This window comes from Methylobacterium symbioticum (assembly GCF_902141845.1).
Classification (GTDB): Bacteria; Pseudomonadota; Alphaproteobacteria; order Rhizobiales; family Beijerinckiaceae; genus Methylobacterium; species Methylobacterium symbioticum.
The window spans coordinates 43,456-67,413 of sequence record NZ_CABFPH010000016.1 but is presented as its reverse complement, the minus strand read 5'-3'; the positions used below and the strand labels follow the sequence as shown (position 1 = coordinate 67,413).

Annotated in this window: 19 protein-coding genes; 5 read left to right on the top strand and 14 right to left on the bottom strand. The window is 71.7% G+C overall.

Annotation, left to right across the window (positions count from 1 at the left end; genetic code table 11):
* Window positions 1-38: 38 nt before the first annotated feature.
* The 3 genes from mdh to gloB form a co-directional block, all read right to left on the bottom strand.
* Complete coding sequence (mdh, locus tag MET9862_RS08230; protein WP_142582547.1) at window positions 39-1,001, bottom strand: malate dehydrogenase; 963 nt, start codon at window positions 999-1,001, stop codon at window positions 39-41.
* Between the two features lie 439 nt (window positions 1,002-1,440).
* Window positions 1,441-2,049, bottom strand: coding sequence for a TetR family transcriptional regulator (locus tag MET9862_RS08225; protein ID WP_306438896.1), 609 nt, complete (start codon window positions 2,047-2,049; stop codon window positions 1,441-1,443).
* A gap of 321 nt (window positions 2,050-2,370) precedes the next feature.
* Window positions 2,371-3,141 (bottom strand): hydroxyacylglutathione hydrolase, encoded by a 771-nt coding sequence (gene gloB / locus MET9862_RS08220; protein ID WP_142582545.1) that lies wholly within the window; start codon window positions 3,139-3,141, stop codon window positions 2,371-2,373.
* Window positions 3,142-3,323: 182 nt separating this feature from the next.
* Here gloB and MET9862_RS08215 point away from each other — a divergent pair, with 182 nt between their 5' ends.
* The gene (locus MET9862_RS08215) at window positions 3,324-4,058 is read left to right on the top strand and encodes a methyltransferase domain-containing protein (RefSeq protein ID WP_142582544.1); all 735 of its coding nucleotides are present in this window, start codon (window positions 3,324-3,326) and stop codon (window positions 4,056-4,058) included.
* Between the two features lie 93 nt (window positions 4,059-4,151).
* Window positions 4,152-4,862: a MarC family protein gene (locus tag MET9862_RS08210; RefSeq protein ID WP_142582543.1), complete on the top strand. Its 711-nt coding sequence runs from the start codon at window positions 4,152-4,154 to the stop codon at window positions 4,860-4,862.
* Between the two features lie 37 nt (window positions 4,863-4,899).
* Here MET9862_RS08210 and MET9862_RS08205 read toward each other — a convergent pair whose 3' ends face one another.
* Window positions 4,900-5,958 (bottom strand): hypothetical protein, encoded by a 1,059-nt coding sequence (locus MET9862_RS08205; protein ID WP_185156794.1) that lies wholly within the window; start codon window positions 5,956-5,958, stop codon window positions 4,900-4,902.
* A gap of 239 nt (window positions 5,959-6,197) precedes the next feature.
* On the opposite strand from MET9862_RS08205, the gene MET9862_RS29245 reads away from it, so the two are divergent.
* The gene (locus tag MET9862_RS29245; RefSeq protein ID WP_185156793.1) at window positions 6,198-6,359 is read left to right on the top strand and encodes a hypothetical protein; all 162 of its coding nucleotides are present in this window, start codon (window positions 6,198-6,200) and stop codon (window positions 6,357-6,359) included.
* A gap of 77 nt (window positions 6,360-6,436) precedes the next feature.
* On the opposite strand, the gene MET9862_RS08200 is transcribed toward MET9862_RS29245, so the two are convergent.
* The 3 genes from MET9862_RS08200 to MET9862_RS08190 all read right to left on the bottom strand — a co-directional run bounded on the left by MET9862_RS08200 (window position 6,437) and on the right by MET9862_RS08190 (window position 15,320).
* Window positions 6,437-7,480, bottom strand: coding sequence for a cytochrome-c peroxidase (locus MET9862_RS08200; RefSeq protein WP_142582542.1), 1,044 nt, complete (start codon window positions 7,478-7,480; stop codon window positions 6,437-6,439).
* 213 nt (window positions 7,481-7,693) lie between these two features.
* Window positions 7,694-9,754, bottom strand: coding sequence for a penicillin-binding protein 1C (gene pbpC / locus MET9862_RS08195; RefSeq protein ID WP_438616604.1), 2,061 nt, complete (start codon window positions 9,752-9,754; stop codon window positions 7,694-7,696).
* A gap of 247 nt (window positions 9,755-10,001) precedes the next feature.
* Complete coding sequence (locus MET9862_RS08190; protein WP_142582541.1) at window positions 10,002-15,320, bottom strand: alpha-2-macroglobulin family protein; 5,319 nt, start codon at window positions 15,318-15,320, stop codon at window positions 10,002-10,004.
* Between the two features lie 217 nt (window positions 15,321-15,537).
* On the opposite strand from MET9862_RS08190, the gene MET9862_RS08185 reads away from it, so the two are divergent.
* Window positions 15,538-16,971: a serine protease gene (locus MET9862_RS08185; RefSeq protein WP_142582540.1), complete on the top strand. Its 1,434-nt coding sequence runs from the start codon at window positions 15,538-15,540 to the stop codon at window positions 16,969-16,971.
* A 53-nt stretch (window positions 16,972-17,024) separates the two neighbouring features.
* Here MET9862_RS08185 and MET9862_RS08180 read toward each other — a convergent pair whose 3' ends face one another.
* The 6 genes from MET9862_RS08180 to MET9862_RS08155 form a co-directional block, all read right to left on the bottom strand.
* Entirely contained in the window at window positions 17,025-17,180 is a 156-nt protein-coding gene (locus tag MET9862_RS08180; RefSeq protein ID WP_142582539.1) for a DUF3309 domain-containing protein, read from the bottom strand.
* Between the two features lie 114 nt (window positions 17,181-17,294).
* A complete protein-coding gene (locus MET9862_RS08175; protein WP_142582538.1) occupies window positions 17,295-18,350 on the bottom strand; it encodes a cysteine synthase A in 1,056 nt (351 codons plus the stop codon).
* A gap of 104 nt (window positions 18,351-18,454) precedes the next feature.
* The gene (locus tag MET9862_RS08170) at window positions 18,455-18,868 is read right to left on the bottom strand and encodes a cupin domain-containing protein (RefSeq protein WP_142582537.1); all 414 of its coding nucleotides are present in this window, start codon (window positions 18,866-18,868) and stop codon (window positions 18,455-18,457) included.
* A 106-nt stretch (window positions 18,869-18,974) separates the two neighbouring features.
* Window positions 18,975-19,574, bottom strand: a complete 600-nt coding sequence (locus tag MET9862_RS08165; RefSeq protein ID WP_142582536.1) for a DUF1254 domain-containing protein — start codon at window positions 19,572-19,574, stop codon at window positions 18,975-18,977.
* Entirely contained in the window at window positions 19,571-20,239 is a 669-nt protein-coding gene (locus MET9862_RS08160; protein ID WP_142582562.1) for a DUF1214 domain-containing protein, read from the bottom strand. The genes MET9862_RS08165 and MET9862_RS08160 overlap by 4 nt, the downstream gene beginning before the upstream one ends.
* 19 nt (window positions 20,240-20,258) lie before the next feature.
* On the bottom strand, window positions 20,259-22,496 hold the full coding sequence (locus tag MET9862_RS08155) for a transglycosylase domain-containing protein (RefSeq protein ID WP_142582535.1): 2,238 nt from the start codon (window positions 22,494-22,496) through the stop codon (window positions 20,259-20,261).
* A gap of 288 nt (window positions 22,497-22,784) precedes the next feature.
* Here MET9862_RS08155 and MET9862_RS08150 point away from each other — a divergent pair, with 288 nt between their 5' ends.
* The gene (locus tag MET9862_RS08150) at window positions 22,785-23,300 is read left to right on the top strand and encodes a YcgN family cysteine cluster protein (protein WP_142582534.1); all 516 of its coding nucleotides are present in this window, start codon (window positions 22,785-22,787) and stop codon (window positions 23,298-23,300) included.
* Window positions 23,301-23,304: 4 nt separating this feature from the next.
* Here MET9862_RS08150 and MET9862_RS08145 read toward each other — a convergent pair whose 3' ends face one another.
* On the bottom strand, window positions 23,305-23,958 hold the full coding sequence (locus tag MET9862_RS08145; protein WP_142582533.1) for an NrsF family protein: 654 nt from the start codon (window positions 23,956-23,958) through the stop codon (window positions 23,305-23,307).

Here is a 23,958-nt window from a genome sequence, read left to right as displayed (position 1 = left end):
CGCTGGGATACCAGAGCCGCGCGCGCCGCGCGAATGGCTCAGGCGAGGGCGCCGTTGATGCCCTTGCACGCCTCGATCAGCCCCTTCACCGAGGCAACCGACTTGTCGAACATCGCCTTCTCGTCGGCGTTGAACTCGACCTCGAGGACGCGCTCGACGCCCGCGGCGCCGATCACGATCGGCACGCCGATGAACAGGCCGTCGATGCCGTACTGGCCGGACAGGTGGGCGGCGCAGGGCAGGACGCGCTTCTTGTCGCGCAGGTAGCTCTCGGCCATCGCGATCGCGGACGCCGCAGGTGCGTAGAAGGCCGAGCCGGTCTTGAGCAGGTTGACGATCTCGCCGCCGCCCTTGCGGGTCCGCTCGACCATGGCGTCGAGCTTCTCCTGGGTGGTCCAGCCGAGCTTGACCAGATCGGGCAGCGGCACGCCGGCCACCGTCGAGTAGCGCACCAGCGGCACCATGTCGTCGCCATGGCCGCCGAGCACGAAGGCGGTGACGTCCTCGACCGAAACCTTGAACTCGTCGGCCAGGAAGTGGCGGAAGCGGGCGGAGTCGAGCACGCCGGCCATGCCGACGATCTTGTTGGCGGGCAGCCCCGAGAACTTCTGCAGCGCCCAGACCATCGCGTCGAGCGGGTTGGTGATGCAGATCACGAAGGCGTTCGGGGCATATTGCTTGATGCCCTGGCCGACCGACTCCATGACCTTGAGGTTGATGCCGATGAGGTCGTCGCGGCTCATGCCCGGCTTGCGCGGCACGCCGGCGGTCACGATGATCACGTCGGCGCCCTCGATCGCCGCGTAGTCGCTGGCGCCGGAGAATTTGGCGTCGAAGCCGTCGACGGGAGCGGACTCGGCGATGTCGAGGCCCTTGCCCTGCGGGACGCCGTCCGCGATGTCGAACAGCACGACATCGCCGAGCTCCTTCAGCCCGGCCAGATGCGCCAGCGTCCCTCCGATCTGGCCAGCCCCGATGAGCGCGATCTTGCTGCGTGCCATGTGGTCAGAACCTCTGCTGTGCCTGGATCGACGGTCAGTTGATGCGGGTACGCGGGGTACGCGACGCGTGCGGAGCGGGCGCGGGGTGCGTGCCCCGGGCGGCCGGTTCGTTCGGGCGGCTGTGTGGCCGAAAAGCACCTCTGCTTCAACCCGACGAAGGTCCAGCAAGCATGCATCAGGCCAGTGGCGCAGGCTCGGCGATGGCCGGCCGCTCATTCGAAAAGCTCAGCCGGTGGAGGCGCTTAAGTCTGATCAAACCGCCCGGGGTTGGGCGGCAAAGCTTTGATGACAGATTTTGGATGTTGTCATTTCGCTCTGCGCCGGCCTCGCGGAGCGATGCGGCCGGCAGGCTCGAACGGGAGGTTCGGCGGAGGGCGGAAGCGGGATTCGCGGACTGGCCGAGGGTTAGGGCCGGCCGTTGGTCGGACCTGTTCCCGTGTCAGAGCACGCCGGTGCGCAGCACGCGCTGAATAGCGTGGATCACCGCGCCGAAGCGGGCTTCGATCAGGTCCCGCGGCACGTCGGCATCGTGCTGGATCGCCAGGGGGTGCGTGAAGCGGTAGCTCGCGTCGAAGATGTAGGCGATCGCCCGTTCCCGGTCCCGCGCCGAGAAAGTCCCGCCGACGATCCCTTCCTCGACCACACGCTCGACCAAACTGCGCAGGCGCACCCGGTGGCGCCGGGCGATGGGCCGGGCTGCGACCGTGGCATCGAGATGGACGGCGAAGAGATTGGGCTCCTGCGCCAGGGCGTCCCGCTGCAGGGTCGCCAGCGCCGTCAGCAGCCGCTCGATCTTGTCGTCGGCGGGGTCGGGTGCATCCGCGATGTCGGCGAGATGCGCCTCGATGTCGCGCAGCCAGCGCCCGGCCACCGCGTCGAGGAGGGCGTCCTTCGACGGGAAGTAGCGATAGACATTGGCATGGGTCATGCCGGCTTCGGCAGCGACCGCGACCACCGTCACGCGCTTCGGGCCGAGACGCGCGAGATGCTCCGTAGCGATGCCCAGAAGGCGCACGTCCGCCGAGACGGGTGCGGGCCGAGGCCGCAGAGAGCCTGGCCGCGGAGCGGATTTGCCGCCGGCATGGAGGGCTGTGACCTCGTTGCCGGCTTGCTCAGCCTGACTGGCCGCTTCCTCCGACGCGTCGCGCGATCGTTCCGATTCCGGATGAACGAAAGGAAGGGGCAGGCGGGAAGTGGAAAGGTGGTAGGGCGAGACGAACCCCCATCTGACCGGTGAAGCGGGCCCGCGCTTCAGTGAATCTCAAGATCTCCCCCCGGGAGTCTCTTTGGAGGGGCCATTCAGACCCCTCAGGGTCCGTATGTTCATTTCTGTTTGAGAACGCAACAAATTTTTCTTGTCGTCACCGGTTCAGAAGCGGTTCTTCCACGCCCGAAGGGCGACGAACACCGTTTCGGGGTCGGTCCCGGCAGGCATATTGACCGATTCTGCAAGAGCTGCCTCCCCACTGCGCAGGAAGGGGTTCGTGGCCCGTTCCTGCTCCAGGGTGGACGGCACCAAGAAGCGGCCCTCGGCCTGGGCGCGCTCGGCCTCTGCGGCGCGGGCGCGCAGGGCGGCATTGCCGGGCTCGGCGGCGAGGGCGAAGCGCGCATTCGAGAGTACGTAGTCGTGCCCGCTGAAGATCTGTGTAGCGCCGGGCAGCCCCTCGAACCGGCGCAGCGAATGCCACAGGGTCTCGGGCGGGCTCTCCATTACCCGGCCGCAGCCGAGGGTGAACAGGGTGTCCCCCGCGAAGGCGAGGCCGGCCTCGGCGAAATGGTAGGTGACGTGGTCGAGGCAGTGCCCGGGCGTCTCCCAGACCTCCGCTTCGAGGTCGCCGACGCGCACACGGTCGCCTTCGCCGACATAGGTGTCGGCATCCGGCACTGCCTCCCGCGCCCTGGCCGGGGCGGTGAGGCGGGCGCCGGTCGTGCGCCGCACCTCAGGAATACCCTCGATATGGTCGATATGGCGATGGGTGACGAGGATGTCGGTGAGGCGCCAGCCGGTCTCGCCGAGAGCCCGCAGCACGGGGCCGGCCTCCGGCACGTCGATCGCCGCGCAGGCACCTGTCCGGGAATCGCGCAGCAGGACGCCGACATTGTCGCTGCGGCAGAGGAAGGTGCGGATCTCCGCGCTCAACCGGTCTCTCCCTGTCGGATCCGTCGCCGCGGGCTTCGGCAGACAACCGTAACGGGAACCCGTGGGTTCCGGCAACGATCACCGCCTCGGAACTTGCCGGGACGCGTCCGGCTCCCCATTGAAGCAGGGCGGGCGCCGGCGCGCGGGCCCGTCCGTCCCGAACCGAAGTCCCGCGAACCCTGATGCGCCTCGACGTTACCGACTTGCGGGCCTTCTACGCCAGCCCCCTCGGCGCGGTGACTCACCGCATTGTCGGCCGCGCGATCCACGGATTCCTCGGTTCCGTCTCGGGCCTGCGCGTGCTCGGGATCGGCTACGCCACGCCCTATCTCGGTCCCGTGCACTGCATCGCCGAGCGCACCCTCGCCTTCATGCCGGCGACGCAGGGGGTGGTGAACTGGCCCGGCGCCGGCCGCTCCTGCTCGGCGCTGGCCGACCCGACCATGATGCCGCTTCCGGAGGCTGCCGTGGACCGGGTCATCCTCGTCCACGCCCTTGAATCGGTGGAGAGTCCCACCGAGCTGCTGCAGGAGGTCTGGCGCACGCTGACGCCGGGCGGCCGGATGATCCTGGTGGTGCCGAACCGGCGAGGCGTCTGGGCCCGCCGCGAGGCCACGCCCTTCGGCCACGGCCAGCCCTATAGCCGCTCGCAGCTCGGCCGCCTGATGCGCGACACCCTGTTCTCGCCGGAGGGCTGGGCCGAGACCCTGTACATGCCTCCGGTCCGCTCCCGCCTGATGCTGCGCACGGCCCCCGCCTGGGAGCGCTTCGGCACCTCGCTCGCCATGCCGCTCGCCGGCCTGCACGTGGTGGATGCGACGAAGCAGCTCTACCGACCGGTCGCCGTGCAGCAGGTTCGCCGCGCCCGGCGGCTCGCCCCGGCGCGGGTGCTCGTGCCGGCGCCGGCACCGGGCTGAGCCAGGGTCCAGGGTCCCGCGCCGGCGACGGCACGTCCGTCGTCTTCCCGCGAGGCGCCGGTTGCGTTAGCCGCGTTCGACGCGGAGCGAACCATGCCCATCGAGTCGGCCCTCCAGAGCTTCCTGCTCGCGCTGTCGAGCCTGTTCTCCATCGTCAACCCGGTCGGCGGATCGTTGATCTTTGCGCAGGTGACGGCGGCCAACAGCCATGCCGAGCGCATCGAGCTGGCCCGCCGGATCGGGTTCTATGCGGCCCTGGTGATGGTCGCCGCGCTCTGGGCGGGCGCGCCGATCCTGAGCTTCTTCGGCGTCTCGCTCGGAGCACTGCGCATCGCGGGCGGCCTGGTGGTCGCGGCCTCCGCCTGGGGCCTGCTCAACCGGCCGGAGGCGCGGGAGGCCCGCAAACAGGCCGAGGTGGGGGCGGCCGGGGCCGGGCCGCCGGTCAGCACCGAATCCACGCGGCGAGGACGCGAGGCGCTGGCCGAGATCGCCTTCTTTCCGCTGACCCTGCCCTTCACCACCGGGCCCGGCACCATCGCGGTCGCGATCACACTCGGCTCGAACCGCCCCGCGCTGCCGGCCGACCGGATCGCCTTCTATGTCGGCGTCTCGGTCGCCGCGCTCTGCGTCGCGGTCACGGTGGTCCTGCTTTACGCCTCCGCCGACCGGGTGGTCAGCCTGATCGGGCCGGTGGGGGCCCGAGTGCTCGGGCGGCTCTTCGCCTTCCTGCTCCTCTGCGTCGGCACCCAGATCACCATCAGCGGGATCACCGACGTGTTCGGCCCGATGTTCGCGGGCCGCTGAGACCCCGCCGCCCTGCGGTGACGACGGGCGCGCCCTCTCAGATCACCGGCATGCCGGTGAGCTCGGCCGGGCCACCGAAGAGCAGGGCGTGGCCGACATAATAGAGGGCGAGGAAGCCGGCGAGCGCGGCGCCGTAATAGGCCGGGGCAAGCACCACCTGCCGGCGGCTGGCGGCGGCGCGGACATCGTCGGCGGCGATGGCGAGCAGGACCACGATGATGCCGGAATGGCCGATGGCGTCGACTTTGCCGAACTCGAAGACCGCCGAGACGAAGATGCCGGCCAGGATGATCGCACTCGTCCGCCGCACCAGCGGCGTCCAGATCAGGGCAAAGGCGAGGGTGAACTCGATGACGCCGGCCGCCTTCATGAACAGCTCGGGCGAGGCGCCCATCGTCATGGCGGGCTTGGCCGCGATCAGCGGGTCGGTCCAGTGGGGATAGGCCCATTTCTCGACCGAGGCCCACATCAGGGTGATCGCAGCGGTCCAGCGCACCACGTCGATCGGGCGCAGGCCGAGCACGCTGATGCCGAGGCCGGTCAGGATCAGATAGGCGGCCACGCCGAGGAAGACGGGATAGTCGGCGAGGTGGAAGGCGCCGTACTGCGCGGTGGCGTAGGCGAACAGGAAGACGATGCCGAAGCCGACGAGGGGCGTCGTGCGCGGCGAGATCAGCAGGCCGGCGAGGCCGAGCTGCAACCAGGGGATCCAGGCCGCGTCGGTCGTCAGCTCAGGCGTCAGGATGATGCCGCCGAGCGACCAGAGCGAGACGAAGAAGAAGCCAAGGGTGACCCGTACCAGGAGGTGGGTGTCGGTGCGGATGCGAGTGGTGACCCGGTCGAGGGCGTTGAGGAGCGCGATGCCGAGGGGCGTGCCTTCGGCGAGGCAGCCGAGCATCAGGCAGGCCAGCGCGAGGCCCGTGAGCCACTCGAAGTCGGCGCAGAGCACCTCTGCGAGTCCACGCGGTTGGCCGGCGACGTCGTAGGCGCAGAACCATTTGACGTGCGCGCTGGCCTCCGTCGCGAAGGCCGCGAGCGGGACGGCAAGAGCCGCCGCGGTGCCCAAACGCCCCTTGATACTCCGGACCGCCCGCATGGAAGCCTCGCCGAACTGCGGCTCTGTCTCGCCGACATCGGCATTTACGAACGGTTCACTTTGATCGACAAGGTTGCGTTAAGAGTTCTTTACCGAGACGGTTAACGCTGTGGGAACCGTGCAAAAAGGGGCCCCAGTCGCGCCCCGATGCGCACCGATCGAATTCGCAAAGTGAACTTAAGCCTCTGCTCAGGATTTCTTGCAATGACTCGACTGCGGTCGAGCTTGGAGGATCCTGAATGGTCGGCATCGCAAGCGTCGTGAGCCTCGGTCTCGGTATCGCCCTGGCGGCCGCCGCGCCGCGCGCGGGGCTGCGTGCCCAGGCTTGCGAGACCTGCGGTGGCTTGTTCCTCGTCTCGGGGCTCGCCCTTCTCGGCAGCTGCCTGCCGCTCTTCCGCTGATCGTCCGTGATCGTGGCTCGGCCGCGCCGGTGCGCCATCCGCCTCCGCGAAGCGATTCCTAATCAGGTCGGGATGTCTTAAGGCCGCGGCGGGGTTTCCGTCAGCTCGGCCACGACCGGCGCGGTCGAGGGGCCCGATGTCAGGGTCTGGAGGAAAGCGAGGAGATCCGCCTTCTCGTCCGGGCTGAGCGAGAGAGGCCTGATCTCGCGGGAGCGGCTCGGGCGGTCGATGCCACCGCGGTCGTAGAGGTCGATCACCGCCTCCAGGCTGCGGAGCGAGCCGTCATGCATGTAGCTGCCGCGCTCGTCGACATTGCGCAGGGTCGGCGTCTTGAAGGCGTAGCGCAGGGCCACCGAGTTCGGCTTCAGCCGCCCGCGCCCGAGGTCGTCGTCGCGTCCGACCCCGATGTCGTGGAACGAGCCGTCGCTGAAGGACCAGCCGCTGTGACAGGCCGCGCAGTTCGCCCGGCCGTTGAACAGGTCGAAGCCGCGCTTGGCCGATTCCGAGATCGCGCGCTCGTCCCCCGCGATCCAGCGGTCGAAGGAGGCGGGCGCGGCCACGATCAGGCGCTCGAAGGTGGCCAGCGCCGCCTCGATCCGCGGCCGCGTCACGGCGGCATCCGGGAAGGCGGCGGCGAAGGCCGAGGCGTAGCCGGGGTCGGCCGCGAGGCGGCGCACGGCCTCGGCCTCGCTCAGCCCCATATTGGCGGAGGCGGTGATCGGGCCGAAGGGCACCGATTCCAAGTTCTGGAACTTGCCGTCCCAGCCCATCGGGCCGTCCTGCCATGCCAGGTTGAGAAGGCTCGGCGTGTGCAGGTCGAGGTCGCCGCCGTGCCTCCCCTGCGCACGCGGGCGCCCGTCCGCCCAGGCGAGGTCGGGGACGTGGCAGGTGGCGCAGGAGCGGTTGCGGTCGATGGACAGGATCGGATCGAAGAACAGGCGGCGGCCGAGCTCGGCCTTGGCTGCGCTGTAGGGATTGTCCTCGGGGAAGGGGATCGCGGCGGGCGTGCGGTACTCCTCGCGCCAAGCGGCACGCTGGACCGGCGGCCCGGGCAAAGCCGAGCTCGCGACGCCTGCGATCACGAGGGCCACCGCGGCGGCGGTGCCGATCTTCCACGCCATCCGACCTCTCCAAGGAGGAGCACTAGGCGCAACCCATTGATGAAACGTGAATCTTGATAGACCTGTAGATTGTGATCCTCCGTCGCTGTCGCGAGTACCCGGGATTTTGAGGGACCCGTCGGTGGGTTGGGTGCCGGGTCGAAGTCCCGACCGGTTTCAAGGCTCCGCCCTGGACCCGCGAGAGGGGTACCCCTCTCGACACCCAGACTCCGCTCACTCGATGCGGACCACGACGCTGTCGCTGCCGCCGGCCGCGTCGAGCACGGAGATGCGCGCAAAGCCGGCCCCGTCCGGCCTCCATTCCGACTGGCGGCGGGCGCTCACCTCGACGGGCAGGCTGTTGACCATCCAAGTCAGCGGCGGCACCCCGCCGAGTGCCTTGAGCGCGAGGCCCGCGGCTCGGCCCTCGCCGAGGCCGAGGTCGATCCGGGCGCCGTCCGGCGGATAGGCGATCTTCAGGGGCTGCGCCGCGCCCGGGGGCGTCCGCTCGGCCCAGATGTGGCGCAGGGGCGGGGGCAGGGCGGCATTGGTCGCCGCGAGCACGCCCCCGGGACGGGGCACCGGGACAGGCTCGCCGCCGTAGCGGCTGAAGGCGTCGAACAGAATCGGCGCGGCGACGAGCCGTCCGACGAGGCCCGGCACCGCGGAGCCGTCCGCCCGGCCCACCCAGACAGCGACGGTGATGCGCCGATCGAAGCCCACCGCCCAGGCGTCGCGGTAGCCGAAGGAGGTGCCGGTCTTGTAGGCGATGCGGTTCGGCAGTGCGTTCTCGGGGGGCGGGGCCCCGCGCAGGGTATCGGCGACGTACCAGGCAGCCACCGGCTCGGCGATGCGCCGCTCGTCCTCCGCCGGCGGCTGGTCGATCCGGCGGGTCACGGGCGGCACCGCCCCGCCCCGGGCGAGGCCGGCATAGAGCCGCGCGAGGTCGGTGAGCGTGATGCCGAGGCCGCCGAGCGCCACCGGCAGGCCGGGGGCGGCGTCGCGTGGCAGCAGGATGTTCGCCCCGCCCGCGCGCAGGCGAGCGATGAAGCGGGCCGGACCCACCGCCTCCAGAAGCTCCACTGCGGGCACGTTCAGCGAGAGCTGCAGGGCGCGCCGGGCGGTCACCGTCCCCTGGTAGGTCAGGTCGAAATTCTCCGGCGCATAGGTCGCGGCGAAGCGGGCGGGCCGGTCCTCCAGCAGGGTCTCGGGATGGGCGAGCCCGGTCTCGAAGGCGAGCGCGTAGATGAAGGGTTTCAGCGCCGAGCCGGGCGAGCGCACGGCCTGGGTCATGTCGATGGCGCCGCGCCGGTCCGCGTCGAGATAGCCGGCGCTGCCGACCTGGGCGAGCACGGTGCCCGTCGCATTGTCGAGGACGAGGATGGCCGCCGACAGGCCGGGCCCTGCGGCCGCCGCGCGCTCGCCAGCCAGTGCTTCGAGGCTCGCCTGCAGGCGCGCGTCGAGGCCGAGGCGGATCACGCGCGCCTCCGGATCGGCGGCCAAAGCCGCCTCCGCGGCGTGGGCTGCCAGCATCGGGAAGGGCCGGCGCCGGGCCGGCACCGGCTCGGCCTTGGCCGCTTGGGCCTCCGCCTGGGTGATCAGGCCGCGGGCGGCGACGATGTCGAGCACCCGGTCGCGGGCCCGCCGCGCCCGTTCAGGGAAGCGGTCGGGCCGGCGCGCCTCGGGTGCCTGCGGCAGGGCGACGAGTAGGGCGGCCTCGGCAAAGGAGAGCCGAGCCGGCTCGCGGCCGAGATAGGCGAGCGACGCCGCCCGCACGCCCTCGACGGGCCCGCCATAGGGGGCGAGGGCCAAGTAGAGATCGAGCACGCCGTGTTTGCCGAGCCGCGCCTCCAGCGCGTGGGCGCGCAGCATCTGGCGCAGCTTCGCTGCCAGCGAGCGCTCGGCCCGCGGCTCCACGAGGCGGGCCACCTGCATCGACAGGGTCGACCCCCCCGACACGATGCGCCCGTGCCGCAGCCACTGGCCGGCTGCCCGCAGCAAAGCGGCGGGATCGACGCCGCCATGCTCGGCGAAGCGCCGGTCCTCGTAGGCGGTCAGCATGGCGATGAAGCGCGGATCGACGGATTCCATGCGTACCGGCAGGCGCCAGCGTCCGTCCGCGGTGGCGAAGGGGCGCAACAGGGTGCCCGAGCGGTCGGTGACGATGGTCGAGCGCAACTCGGCCTGCGCGAGGTCGAGGGGCGGCAGGGCGAAGAACGGGCGGAGGGCGAGCAGGCCCGCCGCCAGAGCCGGGACGGCGAGGACAAGGAGCCACCACGATCTCCCGCCCCCCACGGACCTCGGGCTTGTCCGAGGTCCGCTCTTCTCTGCCCAGGTCGGGCAGGCCCGACTTGGGATGGGGGAGGATGGCCCCCGCGTGAGCAGGGGTCGGGAGAGGGGTGTGGCGGTGCGGGAGGAAGCGGCGCCTGTCACGCCTGCTCCGCTTCCTCCGGAAACGGGGTTCCCCTCTCCCGACCCGCTTCGCGGGCCACCCTCCCCCGCAAAGGGGGGAGGGAGCGGAGGCAGCGGCCTGCCCACCGCCCTACCGCGCCGCCGTGATCTCGACCGCGCCGAAGGCGGTCCGGCCGAAGCGCTCGGGGCGGTACATGTCCTCCACCGTGGCGCCCGGATGCACGTAGCTGCCGGGCGAGACGGCGCGCACCGTGTAGGCCACGGTGAAGAACGCCGATTGCTCCGGTGTCCGGTCGTAGGCAGCCACGAAGCGGTCGTCGCGGAACTCGGTATGGGCCGGTGCGACGTCGGTCTTCACGAAGCTGAGGCCCTGGACGGCGTCCGCGTCGAGGAGCTTCGGGTTGTCGATCTCGAGGCCCGCGGGCAGACGGTCGACGAGGAGGAGGCGGGCGGCGCTCGCCTGCTTCTCGGTCACCTTGAGAACCACCACGAGGCGGTCGTTCTGGCGGATGCCCTGGGCCGGATCGACGGCGGTGCCGTCGAGGCGGTGATAGCTCCGCTCGATCGCGTAGCCGCGCGATTCCGCGGGCTCGGGCGCGATCGGATTCCCGTTGATGCCCAAAGCCACCTGAACCGGCGCCCGGCCGGTATTCACCAGCGTCACCGGCTTTGCCTCGAGGGCGGCGGCCCGATAGGTGCGGGCGAGCGGGCCCGTCAGCGGCGCGCCGTCGAGGCTGAAGGACAGGCTCTGGGCCTCCTTGGTCAGGCCGGCAGCGGCCAGCACCATCCAGGCATTCTCCTGCGTGCTGGTGGTGCGGCCCGAGGCGCGCTCCTCGGTCAGCACCGCGGCGACGGGGGTAAGGGCGTCGCGGGCGAGTCCCGACTCGGCGGCGAGCGCGAGCACGCCCGCCCCGTCGCGCAGGCGCGAGCCGTAATCGGCCCGGTAGCCCTGCCCGTCGCGCGCGCTCTTCAGCACGCCGAGGGCGGAATCGAGCGCCTTGGCGGCGCGGGTGCGGTCGCCCAGCAGCGCCAGCGCCGCGGCGATCTGCGCGCGGGCGAGTGGGGTCGTAAAGTCGCCGAGCTTGGTGTCGGCGAGGTAGCGCAGATCCCCGCTCACTGGCCGGCCGTTGCGGGCGAGAACGTAGGCCGCGTAGGCGAGGTCGAGGCCGCCCTCGCGCACCTCGGTGGTGTTGGCCACGGCGTTGCGCAGGCGGTCGAGGGCGAGGGTAAAGGCGGTCTGCGGCACCGCGAAGTTGCGTTCGCGAGCCCGCGTCAGGAAGTCGGTCACGTAGGCGTCGAGCCAGAGGTCGTTCGATCCCTGCGCCGACCACAGGCCGAAATCGCCGCTCGAATCCTGGCGCGACAGCACGCGGTCGATCGCTCCGCGGATCCGTTCATCCAGCCCGTCGTCGATGGCGAGCTTGTCGAGACTCGCCAAGCTGTTGACGTAGAGGAGCGGCATCGCCCGGCTCACCACCTGCTCGGAGCAGCCATAGGGGTAGCGGTCGAGGGCCTGCAGCAGCGCGGCCACGTCGAGCCCCGGCAGGGCGGAGGCCGAGACGGAGACCGTGCCGGTGCCGGGCAGGATGTCGGCGAGAAGGTCCGGCGTGATCTGCAGGCTGGCGCCGGGCTCCAGGTTGCGCAGGCTGCGTCGCACCAGGGCTCCGGTGCCGGGCGAGATGGGCAGGGTGAAGCTCTGGCCGACGCCCGCGGGCAGGCCGGGCCCCGAGAGGTTGAGGTCGAGCCGCGCCGTGCCTGGGCCGGCCGCGGTCAGCGGCACCACGAGCTGGCCCTTGGCCCCGGCAGCGAGCGTCAGCCGGCTCTGCGCCGCCTCGGCGCCGACGAGCACCGGCCCCGCCAGATCGAGATCGACCGTGTATTCGCCGGCCTGACCCTCGACATTGTCGAGGGCGACGAAGAATCGCGAGCGGTCGCCCGCATTGAGGAAGCGCGGCAGGGTACCGGTGAGCACCACCGGGTCGCGGATCACCACGTCGGCCTGGGCTTGGCCGGTGCGGCTGCCGCTCCAGGCGGTCACCATCACCCGACCGGTGCCGTTGAAGGCGGGGATCGGGAAGGTCACCGCGGCGCGCCCGTCCGGCCCGACCGTGACCACGCCCGAGTAGAGGGCGAGGGGCGCCTGGGTCGGGGGCGAGTCGGCAAGCTCCCCCGCGCCGGCATCGCCGCCGGAACGGATCGCGCCGAGCGTGCCCTGCATGCCGTCGATCAGGTATCCGTAGACGTCGCGGATCTGGGTCGAGAGGGCCTTCTGGCCGAAGAAGAACATCGTCGGGTCGGGCGCCTCGTAGCGGGTGAGGTTGAGGATGCCGACATCGACCATCGCCACGGTGATGCGCGCCTCCTCGCCGGGCTTCAGCCCGGTCAGGCGCACCGGCAGGGTGAGGTCCTGGCGCGGACGCACCTTCTGGGGCGCATCGACCGCCACCTCCAGGCCGCGCGCGCCGCGATCGACGGAGAACCAGGCGAGCCCGAGTGCCCGGCCCGGCAGGCGCTTGGCCGCCTGGTCGAGGGGGCGGTAGGCGGTGGCGATCAGATAGGCGCCCGCGCCCCATTCGGCCTTCACGGGGATGGCGACGGTGGCGCCGCCCTCCGGCACCGCCACGTCCAGGACCTCGTGCACCTTGTCGCTGACCACGGCGAGGGTCGCCCGGCCGCGGAATTTCGGCGCGAGTCGGGCCCGCAGGGTCTCGCCTGAAGCGTAGGCCGCCTTGTCGAGGGTCAGATCGAGGCGGTCGGGCACGTCGGCGGTCTCGGAGCCGCCCCAGCCGACCTCGAAGGTCACGCTGGCGGCCTGCGCCGCTTGGTGCGCGCCCTCGCCGGGCGCGGCGACCTCCAGGCGGTATCGGCCGAAGCTGAGCGGTGTCGCGATCCGCCCCGGCGCGTCGGGGGTCAGAGCGAGGCTGCCATCGGCGATCCGGCGCACCGACTTCACCGGCTCGAAGGACCAGCGCCCGTCCGCGCGGTACCATTGATAGGTCTGCTCGATCCGCGACAGGGTCCAGGTCACGCCGCCCTGCGCGAGGCGGCGGCCCTCGGGCGTCGCCATCGCCACGTCGAAGGTCGCGGTCGCGCCCTCGGCGAGGTCGCTTCCGAAACCCTTGCGGATGGCGAGGACCGGTCCGTCGGGCAGGATCGGCAGAGTGAGGCTGCGCGAGACCGCCCGGCCGCCCGGCTCGCCGACCGCCAGCGTGATCTTCGCTTCCAGCGGCCGCGGGCTCGCCGGGTTCGGCACCGGAACGGTCATCGCGGCGGAGCCCTTGGCGTCGGTGGTGCCGTGCCCCTCGATCTCCTGCGTGGTGGCTTCGAAGGATTCGTCGTCGAGTCCGACCGTGAAGCCCTCGAGCCCCGGGATGCCGCTGCCGGTTGCGGCCTGCACCGCGACGCTACCCGACACGTCGAGGCCGGAACCCGGTGCGCCGTAGAGGTAGCGCGCCGAGACCGCGATTTCGGCCGGCTCGCCCTTGCGGAGCGCGGCCTTGACCGGCTTCAGGTCGATCTCCATCCGCTCGGGGACATAGTCCTCCAAGAGGAAGCTCGCCTCGCCGAGGGCGGGCGCCTTCGGATCGGTATAGGCGGCGATCCGCCAGGTGCCGTGCATCGCGTTCGAGAGCAGGGGCAGCGACAGGCTGCGTCCGCCGAGGCCCTGGTCGGGAACCTGGACGCGCCGGTACTCGACGCCGTCCGGGCGCCGGATCACGAGGGTGAGCGGCAGGTTCGGCACAGTAGCGCCCTTCGCGTCGCGCAGGAGCGCGGTGAGCTGCACCGTCTCGCCGGAGCGATAGACCCCGCGCTCAGGGAAGAGGTAGGCCTCCACCGCGCCCGCATCGGGCCGGCCCTTCACGCCGCGGTCGGTGAGGTCGAAGGCCGAGAGGTCGAGGTCGAGGAAGCCGTAATCCTCGCCGCTCTGCGCGACCACGAGGCCCGGGGCGATGCCGCCCTCGCCGCGGGCGAGGCCCGGATCGAAAGCGGCATAGCCCCGCGCATCGGTCCTGCGGGTCGCCAGCACCTCGTTGTTGCGGGCGATCAGGCGGATCTCGGCATTCGCCACGGCCTCTGCGGAGGCCAGCGAGCGTAGGACGACATGCACCCCGTCGCGGCCCTTGAAGGCGGTGAGGCCGAGGTCGGAGACGACGAACCACTGCGTCGCCTTCTGCTCGTAGGAGACCTCCTCGCCCGCCGCGGCGAGGCCTGTGGGCGCGGCCTGCATGATGTAGATGCCGGGCTCCAGTCGCCCGACCGCCTGCAGCACGGGGAAGGCGGTCACGGCCTCCTGGTTCTGCTCGGCCTTGGCCGTCTCCAGGGTGCCCTTCCAGACGCGCACGCCCTTCTGCTCGGCGATGGTCTGCGCGGTGGCGCCGCTGAGCTGGCTCAGGAACTCCTCCGAGCGGAGGGCGGGCAGCAGGCCGCGATCGCCGATGCGCAGCACCTCCACGTCGAGCTTTGGCGCATTGACGGAGAGGAGCGGCACGCCGGCCTGGCCGGTACGCGGCAGGACGTAGTTGCGTCCCGTGAACCGCACCTGGGGCGAGCGGTCGCGGACGTAGATCTCGTAATCGGCGGCCTTCAGCAGGCTCTCGCCCACCGAGGAGGGCAGACCCTGGCGCAGAACCACGGCGTACTGGCCGCCATGCTTCAACCCGTCCACGCAGACCTGCGAGCCCTCCGCCGTCACGGCGGCGTTCGCCGCGCCCGAGACCGCGACGAAGGGCGTGAAGTCGGTCTTGGGCGCCAGCGTCTCCGAGAAGGTGAAGCAGGCCCGCGGCGCGGCGGCATCCGCATCGACCTTGTAGTCGAGGATGCGGAAGCCGTGTTCCTCGCGCAGCGCCTCGTAGGTCTCGCGCACGGGCTCGCGGTCGTCGAGGGCGAGGCTCGCGCGGTAGGCCTCCAGCGCCGGGCGCCACTCGGACTGGCGCGCCTGCGCCTCGCCGAGGAAGGCGAGCGCCCGGGCCTCCGCCTGGGGCGAGCCCGCCCGCAGGTAGGCTTGGTACGCCGCCGCGAGGGCGGCCTGACGGCGGCGGTAGCGGTCGTTGTAGCTGCCGGCCTTCTCGTCATTGCCGAGCGCGTCCGCGGCGCGCGCGTAGGCGAGCCAGTTCTGCGGATCGGCGGGATCCGCCGCCACCGCCGCCGCAAGGAGGGGTAGGGCAGCCGCGGGATGTCCGCTCTGAAACTGCGCCTCGCCGTCGCGCCGTGCCTGCGCGGCGCTCCGGCCGGGTGCGTTGGCCTCGGCCGCGAGCGCCGTCTCCAGGCGTGCGCCGGCGGAGGCCAGGGCCTCACGCTGGAAGGTCTTCCTCGTCGTGGGCTTGGTGGCGGGCTTCGTCAGCGCCTGTGCGGCGGGCGGTGACGCTGGCTGGGCGGCGGCAGGGCCTGCCAGCGCGAGGGCGCCTGCGAGCAGCGCCAGACGGCGCACGATACCCGACGAACCCGCCATCACCCGCTCCGCGGCTCTCCCCGGCCGGACGAATCCGGCGCGACGGAGCCGGACGGTAGCATCTGCCGCAGCCGCCGCAATCGGCCCATCGTGCCTGCCCGCACGTGATGGCGCACGCGGCAGCACGCGTGTCGGCGCGCGTCCCAGCCAGCGCTCTGGCTTTCGCCCGGCGGGCCTGCCACCTTCGCAGCGGATTTTCTGATGGGAATCAGCGCCCATGCCGCGCCGTCTCGGGCTCGCCCTCCTGCTCGCCGCTGGCTTCGCCGCGCCCACGGCGACGCAGATTCTCGCGCAGGGCCAAAGTCAGGTCCCGGCGCCGAAGCCGGCCGCGAAGACACCGGCTCCCGGATACGCGGCCGATCCGGCCTTCGAGGCGGCCAAGGCCGCGTTCGAGGCGCTGCCCGAGGCCGAGCGCAAGGCTCTACAGGACGCGCTGGTCTGGACCGGCGACTACAACAGCGTCCTCGCGGGAACCTTCGGCCGGCGCACCTTCGAGGCGCTGAACGCCTTCCAGGCCCGCAACGGAGGTGGCGACCCGCTCTCCCCGCCCGTGCGGGCGAGGATCCTCGCGGCCGGGGAGGGCGCGCGGAAGGCGGCGCGCTTCACCGTGAAGGCGGATCCGGCAAGCGGCACCGTGCTCGGCGTGCCGGAACGGCTCCTCGCGAAGCGCAGCCCACTGCCCGGGCCGCTGCCGGCCGGGACCCGCTGGCAGAGCGCGGACGGCCGGGTGACCCTGGAAAGCCGCGCCTTCCCGCCCGGCGCCGCCGATCTCGATGGCCTGTTCGAGCGCGCCACCGCGCCGATGCCGGAGCGCAGGGTCACCTACAAGCTGAAGCGGCCGGATTTCATCGTGGTCACTGCCGAGACGGCGGGCGGGCGCTCGTATGTCCGCTACGCCGCGGGGCCCGCGGGCGTGCGCGGCTTCACCCTCGGCTACGACCAGGCTCTTGCCGGCGAGGTGGACCGCCTCGTCATCGCGATCGCCAACAGCTTCGTTCCTTTCCCGGACGCGGTGGCGGCTCCCGTGGCCGCTGTGACCCCTGCAGCCCCCGCGCTCGCGCCGTCGCCAGCCGCGAGACCTCCGGCGGCGACTGTCCGGATTGCCGGGACCGGACTCGTGGTGGCGCCGAACCGTGTCCTGACGGCAGTCTCGGTGGTGGAGAGCTGTGCGCCGCGGATCGGCGGCGCCGCGGCCAAGCTCCTGCGCGGCGATCCCGCGAGTGGCCTGGCGTTGCTGGAGGCGTCGGGCCTGCCGGCGCCGGTGCCGCTCGCCGTGCGCGCGGAGCCCGTTGCGTCAGAAGAGACTCTCGTCGTGCTCGCGGCCGGCGCGGAGGGCGTCGCGGTCGCGCCCGGCACGGCTGGGCCGGGCGGGCTCGTCGCGCCCTTGCAGCCGGGGGCGGCCGGCGCACCGGTCCTTGATCGGGCCGGGCGCCTCGCCGGCCTCGTCGCGCGCTATCCCGCTGCGCCGCGGCTGGTCGCGGGCGTGGTGCCGCCGCTCGCGGTGCCGCTCGTTGTGGGCGCGCAGCTTCGGAATTTCCTCGGTGAAAACGGGGTGGCGCTGCGCGACGCGGCTGTGGGCGGCGCGGCGAGCCTCGGGGCCGTGGCCGGCCCGATCCGGCCGGCGATGGTGGCGGTGACCTGCGCCCGCTGAGAGCGGCGTCTCTCCCACCCTGCGGGGCTACCGCAGGGTGGGAGTGCGGGCCGTCAGATCCCACCTCTCACGAGCAGCACGATCAGGATGATCAGCAGGATACCGCCGAGGCCGAAGCCGGGACCACGATAGGCGCCACCGCCGTAGAACCCGCCGCCACCGAAGGCGAGGATGATCAGGATGATGAGCAGGATGGTGACGAGGGACATCAGGGCTCTCCGGTCCTCGCGCGGAGCGCGAGCTTGACCATTCAACGCCAAGCCCACCCGGACCGTTCAACCGGAAATCGATTTTAATCCGCTATACCACCTGCGTTTTCCGGCTCAGGCCCGCCAGTCGGGCAGTGGGTCCGGGCTCGCGCCGAGCCAGTCGGGCTGGGGCAGGCCGCGCTCGGCCAGGAAGGCTGGGTTGAACAGCTTCGAGGCGTAGCGGGCGGCGCCGTCGCAGAGGATGGTCGCGACGGTGTGGCCTGGTCCGAGCTCCCGGGCGAGCCGGATCGCCCCCGCCACGTTGATGCCGGACGAGCCGCCCAGGGAGAGCCCCTCCTCGCGCATCAGCCGGAAGACGATCTCCAGCGCCTCGGTATCGGGGATGCGGTAGGCGTAGTCGGGGGTGAAGCCGCCGAGGTTTCCGGTGATGCGGCCCTGACCGATGCCCTCGGTGATCGAGGAGCCCTCGGCCTTGAGCGTGCCGGTCGTATAATGCGCATAGAGGGCCGAGCCCTCGGGATCGGAGAGGGCGATCCGCACGCCGGGTTTGCGCGCCCGCAGCGCCTCGGCGACGCCGGCGAGCGTGCCCCCGGTGCCGGCGGCGCAGACGAAGCCGTCGACCGCGCCCGCCGTCGCCGCGTAGATCTCTGGGCCGGTCCCCTCGACATGGGCGCGGCGGTTGGCGACGTTGTCGAACTGGTCGGCGAAGAAGGCGCCTGCCGCCTCCGTCGCAGCAAGCCGCTCGGCGAGGCGGCGCGCCACATGCACGTAGTTGTTCGAGTTGGCGAAGGGCACGGCCGGCACCTCGACGAGGCGGGCGCCCGCGAGCCGCAGGGTCTGCTTCTTCTCCTCGGACTGGGTCTCGGGGATGACGATCACGGTGCGGTAGCCGCGCACCGCGGCGACGAGGGCCAGCCCAATGCCGGTATTGCCCGCCGTGCCCTCGACGATGGTGCCCCCCGGCCGGATCAGCCCGCGCGCCTCGGCATCCTGGACGATGGAGAGCGCAGCGCGGTCCTTCACCGAGAGGCCGGGATTGAGGAACTCCGCCTTGCCCAGGATGGTGCAGCCCGTCTCCTCGGAGGCACGGCGGAGCCGGATCAGCGGCGTGTCCCCGATGGCGGCGAGGATGTCGGGGCGAGGGGAGGAATCGGGGACGGCGAGGCTCATGGCATCCGTCATAGCGCATCGCCCGGAGAAAGGGGTGCCGGGATTTCGGGGCAAGCGTGGCCGGGTCTTTCCGGAGCGCGGCTTCGCAGAGAAGCCGCATCCCGTCAGGCCGGTGCGAGGGTCACCAGCGGCTTGTCCTTGTCGACCACGTAGGTGATCGCGAGGCGCAGGGGCTTCTCCACCTTGCGCACGCCATGCGGCACCTCCGGCGGGATCTGGAAGCCCTCGCCGGGACGAACCGGAACCGCCTCCTGTCCCTGCATGTAGAGCTCGGCCTCGCCCTCCAGCACGAAGGCTGATTCGATGCCCGGATGGGTGTGGCGCGGGACCTCGACGCCGGCCGGAACCTCGACCTCCATCAGCAGGGTCACGAGGTTGCCCGTCCCGGTCTCGGTCCGCTTCAGGAGCTTGCGCTTGATCTGACCCGCGGGCGCACCCTGCGCTGCCGCCTCCGTGGCGGCGAAGCCCCCGACGCCCGCGCAGATGAAGCAGGCTCCGAACCAGCGTCGCGTCAGCATCCCGCCCCCCGATATTTCGATTCTCGAACCGGATGCAGGTTAGGCTGCGCCACGCCGGGGCGAAAGTCAGCGTCCCGCGACCCGGTCCTGGTTAAGGGGCTCGCGATCAGTCGTTCGGCCGGGCCGGCGCGTCCTCGTCCGTGCTGTCGATGGTGCAGGAGACCGCCTGAACCGCCGCGTTGGCGGAGGGGCGCTGGCTCGGCAGGCCTGCGATCACCCGCACCACCACGAAGCCCTGGCGCTCAGGGGCGACGATGCGCACGTCGCGGCTCGGCTCGTTCTCGTCGTCGTTGGCGAGCGCCGCATCGTACTGGGCACGGGTGAGCACCACGAGGTCGAGGGCGCCGCGCACCGCGGCCTGGTCGGTCACGGCGTAGAAGGCGCCGCGGCGGCCGTGCACGGCGAGCGAAAGGGCCAGAGGCCCGGTGCGAGCCGAGACGCGGGTCGGGCCGTCGTCGAGATCGTAGGCGCAGACGCCGACCGCGACCGAGGGGTCGGGCGCCGGCAGCCACGCTTCGGCCGGGGCCGGGTTCTCGCCGGTGGCCAGCGTGTAGATCGGCAGCGGATGGTCGAGGCTCTCGCTGCTGCCGGCGCGCGAGAGGGCATCCGATTCCGAGAGGCGCGGGATCGCCAGCACCGTTGCGATGTGCACGAGCCCGGCCAGGACCAGGCCGCAGGCGGTGGCGTAGGCGAAGCGCAGATTCATGACCGGCACGCCACCCGCGTGATCGCCGGGACGGAATCCCGGTCGAGGGAGCCGGCGCTCGCCGCGACCGGCGTGTCGTAGAGGCGCAGCGCGAGGCGCAAGGGGCCCTCGGCGCGGGGGCTCGGCAACCAGTTGCCCGGCTCGGCCTCGGGACCCAGCGTGATGGCGAAGCGGCCGTCCCGCTCGCGCAGGACCTCCGTGGAGGTGAAGCTCTCGCGGATCGGCGGCCGGACGGGATCGGCCGCGCCGCGGCCGGTCACCGTCAGGGTCCAGGCCCGGGCCGGCGGGGTCGCGCCGGTGATGCTGTAGGTGCAGGCGGCATCGAGCGTCCGGCCGGCATCGTCGGCCGCGGCCGTCATCAGCAGGCCCTCGCCGACGGCGAGCGGGATCTCGCCGCGCCGGGCGTTGACGGCGCGGGTATAGGGGTCGGCTGCGGTCGAGCCGGCCCGTGGCCACAGGGTCCAGGCGCCGACCGTCACGCCGCCGAACGGGTATCCGCCCCGCGTCGCCCAATCCGCGCTGGCGAGCCCGAGCGCGCCGCCGAGCGCAAGCGCGTAGAGGGCAAGGCCGAGGCCGGCGCTGCGCCGCCACGCCGATCGCAGCGCCGATCGTAGTATCCGCAAGGCCGGGACACGTGCCGTCCCCTCCGCCTCGGCCTCTGCCATCCGCAGGGTCACGGGCGCCTCACCGAGTCTCGACGCGGGCGCGGGCCGGACGGCCGCCCTCGGCCACGCTGCCGGCGAGGTCGCGCAGGCCTTCCGCCTCGACGCGTGAGCCCGTCCTCGGTGCCGACTCGATTGCGCGGAACAGGCCGTTGACCCCGCTGATCACTTCGAAGGAGCGCCGCGAGAGCTTGCCGTAATTGCTCGCCGCCGGGTTGGTCGGGGCACTCGGCGCGGCCGCCTGGGCGCCGGCCTGCGGCGTCTTCAGGCCGGGCAGGGGCTTCAGCTCGATGCCCTGGTGGGCAGGTTCCATCACGTCGTGCCAGGTCTGGGCGGGCAGGGAGCCGCCGGTCATCTTGTTGGTCGAGGTGCTGTCGTCGTTGCCGTACCAGACGGCGGCGACGTAGTTGCCGGTATAGCCCACGAACCACGCGTCCTTGTAGCCGTTCGTGGTGCCAGTCTTGCCGGCGATCTTCACGCCCTCGATCTGGACGCGGCGGGCCGTACCCTCCTCGACCACCTTGTTGAGCATGTAGTTCATGTCGGCCACGACCTGGGTCGAGAGCACCTGCTCGGGCTTCTCGTCGGCGTGCCGGTAGATCACCTCGCCGGAGGAGTTCTTCACCTCCATGGCGGCGTAGGGCTTGGCGCGCTTGCCACCGTTGGCGAAGACCGCGTAGGCCGCCGCCTGGTCGATCACAGTGACCTCGGCCGAACCGATCGGCAGCGAGACCGAGTCGGTGAGCGGCGTGGTGATGCCCATGGCATGGGCGGTCTCGATGATCTTCTGGCGGCCCGCCTTGGCGGCCCGCGCCTCGTGGCTGATGCCCATCGCCTTGCCCAGCGCGATCGAGACCTTGATCGGGATGGTGTTGATGGACTTGGCCACCGCGAGCCACATGGGCTGTCGGCCCGAATAGGAGCGGCCGTAATTCTGTGGGCACCAGTTGCCGATGCAGACGGGGGAATCAACCACCGTGGTGTCCGGCCGAAACAGGCCCGAGGACAGGGCGGCGGCGTAGACGTAGGGCTTGAACGAGGAGCCGGGCTGACGCAGCGCGTCGGTGGCGCGGTTGAACTGGCTCTCGCCGTAATCGGAGCCGCCGACCATGGCGCGCAGGGCCCCGTCGGGGTCGAGGATGACCATCGCCGCCTCGTCCACGTCGTAGGCGTCGCCGGACTTGCGCAGCACGTTGGCCACCACCTCGTCGGCCCGCTTCTGGATCGCGACGTCGAGGGGCGTCTTCACGGTGAGCACGCGGTCGTTGCGGAACTTGCCCGCATCGGCCATCGACTTGATCTCGCCGAAGGCCCAGTCGAGGTAGTAGTCGGCGGTGATGTCGCGGGTGCGCGTCACCGGCGTCGCCGGGTTGCGCAGGGCCGTCTGGATCTGGCCCTCGGTGACGAAGCCCGCCTCCACCATGTTGTGCAGCACGTCGACGGCGCGGGAGCGGGCGGCGGGCAGGTTGACGTGGGGCGCATATTTCGTCGGCGCCTTGAACAGGCCGGCCAGCATGGCGGCCTCGGCGAGGCTGATATCCTTGAGCGGCTTGCCGAAATAGTAGTCCGCCGCCGCCACCGCACCGAAGGTGCCGCCGCCCATATAGGCGCGGTCGAGATAGAGCTTCAGGATCTCGTTCTTGGTGAGGTGGAACTCGAGCCAGAGGGCGAGAAAGGCCTCGTTGACCTTTCGCTCGAGGGAGCGCTCGTTCGTCAGGAAAAGATTCTTGGCGAGCTGCTGCGTGATCGACGAGCCGCCCTGGACGTTGCCGCCGCCGCGCGAGTTGTTCACCAGCGCGCGCATCGTCCCGATCGGGTCGATGCCCCAGTGCTCGTAGAAACGCCGGTCCTCGGTCGAGACCAACGCCTTGATCATGATTTCGGGAAACTCGTCGAGCTTCAGCGAGTCGTCGTGCTTGATGCCGCGGCGGCCCACCTCGACGCCGTAGCGGTCGAGGAAGGTGACGGCGAGGTCCTGCTGCTTCAGCCAGTTCTCGCTGGTCAGGTTGAAGGCGGGCTGGGCGAGCGCGAGCATCAGCAGGAGGCCGCCCGTGCCGATGGTGACGCCCTCGCTGGTGAGGTCGATCGCCGCACGCTTCCAGCCCCGCACCGAGAAGCGGTTCATCGCGGCCTGGAAGCGCCCATAGCCCTCGCCGGTCGAGCGGCCGCTGTCGTAGAGGGCGGCGTTCACCCAGGCGTCGAAGCCGAGGGCGGCATGCCGGATGCGGGTCCGGATCGCTTTGAGGTTCGGCAGGCGCACGATTCTGGGATCCGGCTTCTCGGGCACCACGCTTCGGCGAGGGAGCCGACCATCCTTGTACCAAGCCCGGCGCCCGTCCGCGAGGCCGGGCATCGCCCGGAGAATGCGGACGGGTCCCGGAGGCGGAACGCGCGAGATGGCATTCCGGCTTCAGGATCCGCGCCGAACGTTCCGGTGACCGTGGCGCGCGAATGGGGCGCGGCGGTGGCGGAGGCCGCCCCGCTTGCTCCCGCCCCCGCCTTGCGGCAGAGGGGAGCATCCCGCTCCCCGATCCGAGAGGCGTTCCCGATGGGAAGCCCCAAGGCCCCGCGCCAGCCCGGCGCGGTCGCCGCCGTTCCGTCCGAGCCATTCTGGCGCACCAAGTCCCTCGACGCGATGACGCCGGAGGAATGGGAGAGCCTGTGTGACGGCTGCGGGCGCTGCTGCCTGATCAAGCTGGAGGACGAGGATACGGGCGAGGTCCACCACACCGATATCGGCTGCACCCTCCTCGACGGGATCGGCTGCCGCTGCCGCGACTACGCCCGGCGCCAGAAGCGGGTGCCTGATTGCGTGCGGCTGACGCCGGAGGCGGTGCGGACCATCCCCTGGCTGCCCCCGACCTGCGCCTACCGGCTCATCCGCGACGGCGAACCCCTGTTCGACTGGCATCCGCTGGTCTCGGGCCGCGCGGCCAGCGTGCACGAGGCCGGCATCTCCGTGCGCGGCCGACTCTCTGGGAACGAGGAGGAGTTTGCGGACGAGGAGTACCCTGAGCGCATCGTCGACTGGCCGGGCCTGATGCCCGAGGACGAGGAGCGCTGACGGATCAGCCCCGGGCGAGCAGTCGCCCGCCCGCGAGTCCGTTGAGGGCGATCACCGCGAGCACCGTGGCGCCGTGGATCGCGATGTCGGTGGCCGTCGCCTCCTCCGGGTGGAAGGGCACGAGCAGCGTCGCCGCTGCGGCCGCCGCTGCCAGGCCGCCGAGCGCGGCCGTGAGGTTCGGCCGCAGGGGGCAGGCCCGGCGCAGCATCACCACCAGCAGGACGGAGAGCGGCAGCGACACTGCCGTCAGGAAGCCGAAGCAGCCGAGTCCCGTCTGCGCATGGGCCTCGGCGGCCGGGTCCAGGGCCGCTCTCAGGCATCCGAGGCCGCTCGCGCCGATCCAGAGGGTGGCGGCCGGCAGCGGCAGCAGCGCCCAGGCCGCCGGCCGCCCCGGCACGCTGGTGACGAAGGCGGCGTAGGCCGCCGTACCGGCAGTGAGGAGTGCGCCCAGGGCCGCCATCCGCAGGTCCGGCGTGGCGAGGCGCTGGCGCAGGTCCGCGGTCTCGGCGATGCAGGCGAGGGCGAGTCCGATGAGGGCGGCCGCAGCGAGCCACGTGAGCGCGCGCGCGCCGGCCGGCAGCAGGGGACGGATTGGGCGCAGATCCTGGACGAGGTCGCCGACGAGGTCGTCCACGGGGCGGGTATGGCGGGCGGCCAT

Coding starts and splice junctions, on each gene's coding strand:
- mdh (WP_142582547.1), bottom strand. CDS start 1,001: ATGGCACGCAGCAAGATCGCGCTCATCGGGGCTGGCCAGATCGGAGGG.
- MET9862_RS08215 (WP_142582544.1), top strand. CDS start 3,324: ATGCGCCTCGACGTTACCGACTTGCGGGCCTTCTACGCCAGCCCCCTC.
- MET9862_RS08210 (WP_142582543.1), top strand. CDS start 4,152: ATGCCCATCGAGTCGGCCCTCCAGAGCTTCCTGCTCGCGCTGTCGAGC.
- MET9862_RS08205 (WP_185156794.1), bottom strand. CDS start 5,958: ATGCGGGCGGTCCGGAGTATCAAGGGGCGTTTGGGCACCGCGGCGGCT.
- MET9862_RS29245 (WP_185156793.1), top strand. CDS start 6,198: ATGGTCGGCATCGCAAGCGTCGTGAGCCTCGGTCTCGGTATCGCCCTG.
- MET9862_RS08200 (WP_142582542.1), bottom strand. CDS start 7,480: ATGGCGTGGAAGATCGGCACCGCCGCCGCGGTGGCCCTCGTGATCGCA.
- MET9862_RS08190 (WP_142582541.1), bottom strand. CDS start 15,320: ATGGCGGGTTCGTCGGGTATCGTGCGCCGTCTGGCGCTGCTCGCAGGC.
- MET9862_RS08185 (WP_142582540.1), top strand. CDS start 15,538: ATGCCGCGCCGTCTCGGGCTCGCCCTCCTGCTCGCCGCTGGCTTCGCC.
- MET9862_RS08180 (WP_142582539.1), bottom strand. CDS start 17,180: ATGTCCCTCGTCACCATCCTGCTCATCATCCTGATCATCCTCGCCTTC.
- MET9862_RS08175 (WP_142582538.1), bottom strand. CDS start 18,350: ATGAGCCTCGCCGTCCCCGATTCCTCCCCTCGCCCCGACATCCTCGCC.
- MET9862_RS08170 (WP_142582537.1), bottom strand. CDS start 18,868: ATGCTGACGCGACGCTGGTTCGGAGCCTGCTTCATCTGCGCGGGCGTC.
- MET9862_RS08165 (WP_142582536.1), bottom strand. CDS start 19,574: ATGAATCTGCGCTTCGCCTACGCCACCGCCTGCGGCCTGGTCCTGGCC.
- MET9862_RS08160 (WP_142582562.1), bottom strand. CDS start 20,239: ATGGCAGAGGCCGAGGCGGAGGGGACGGCACGTGTCCCGGCCTTGCGG.
- MET9862_RS08150 (WP_142582534.1), top strand. CDS start 22,785: ATGGGAAGCCCCAAGGCCCCGCGCCAGCCCGGCGCGGTCGCCGCCGTT.
- MET9862_RS08145 (WP_142582533.1), bottom strand. CDS start 23,958: ATGGCCGCCCGCCATACCCGCCCCGTGGACGACCTCGTCGGCGACCTC.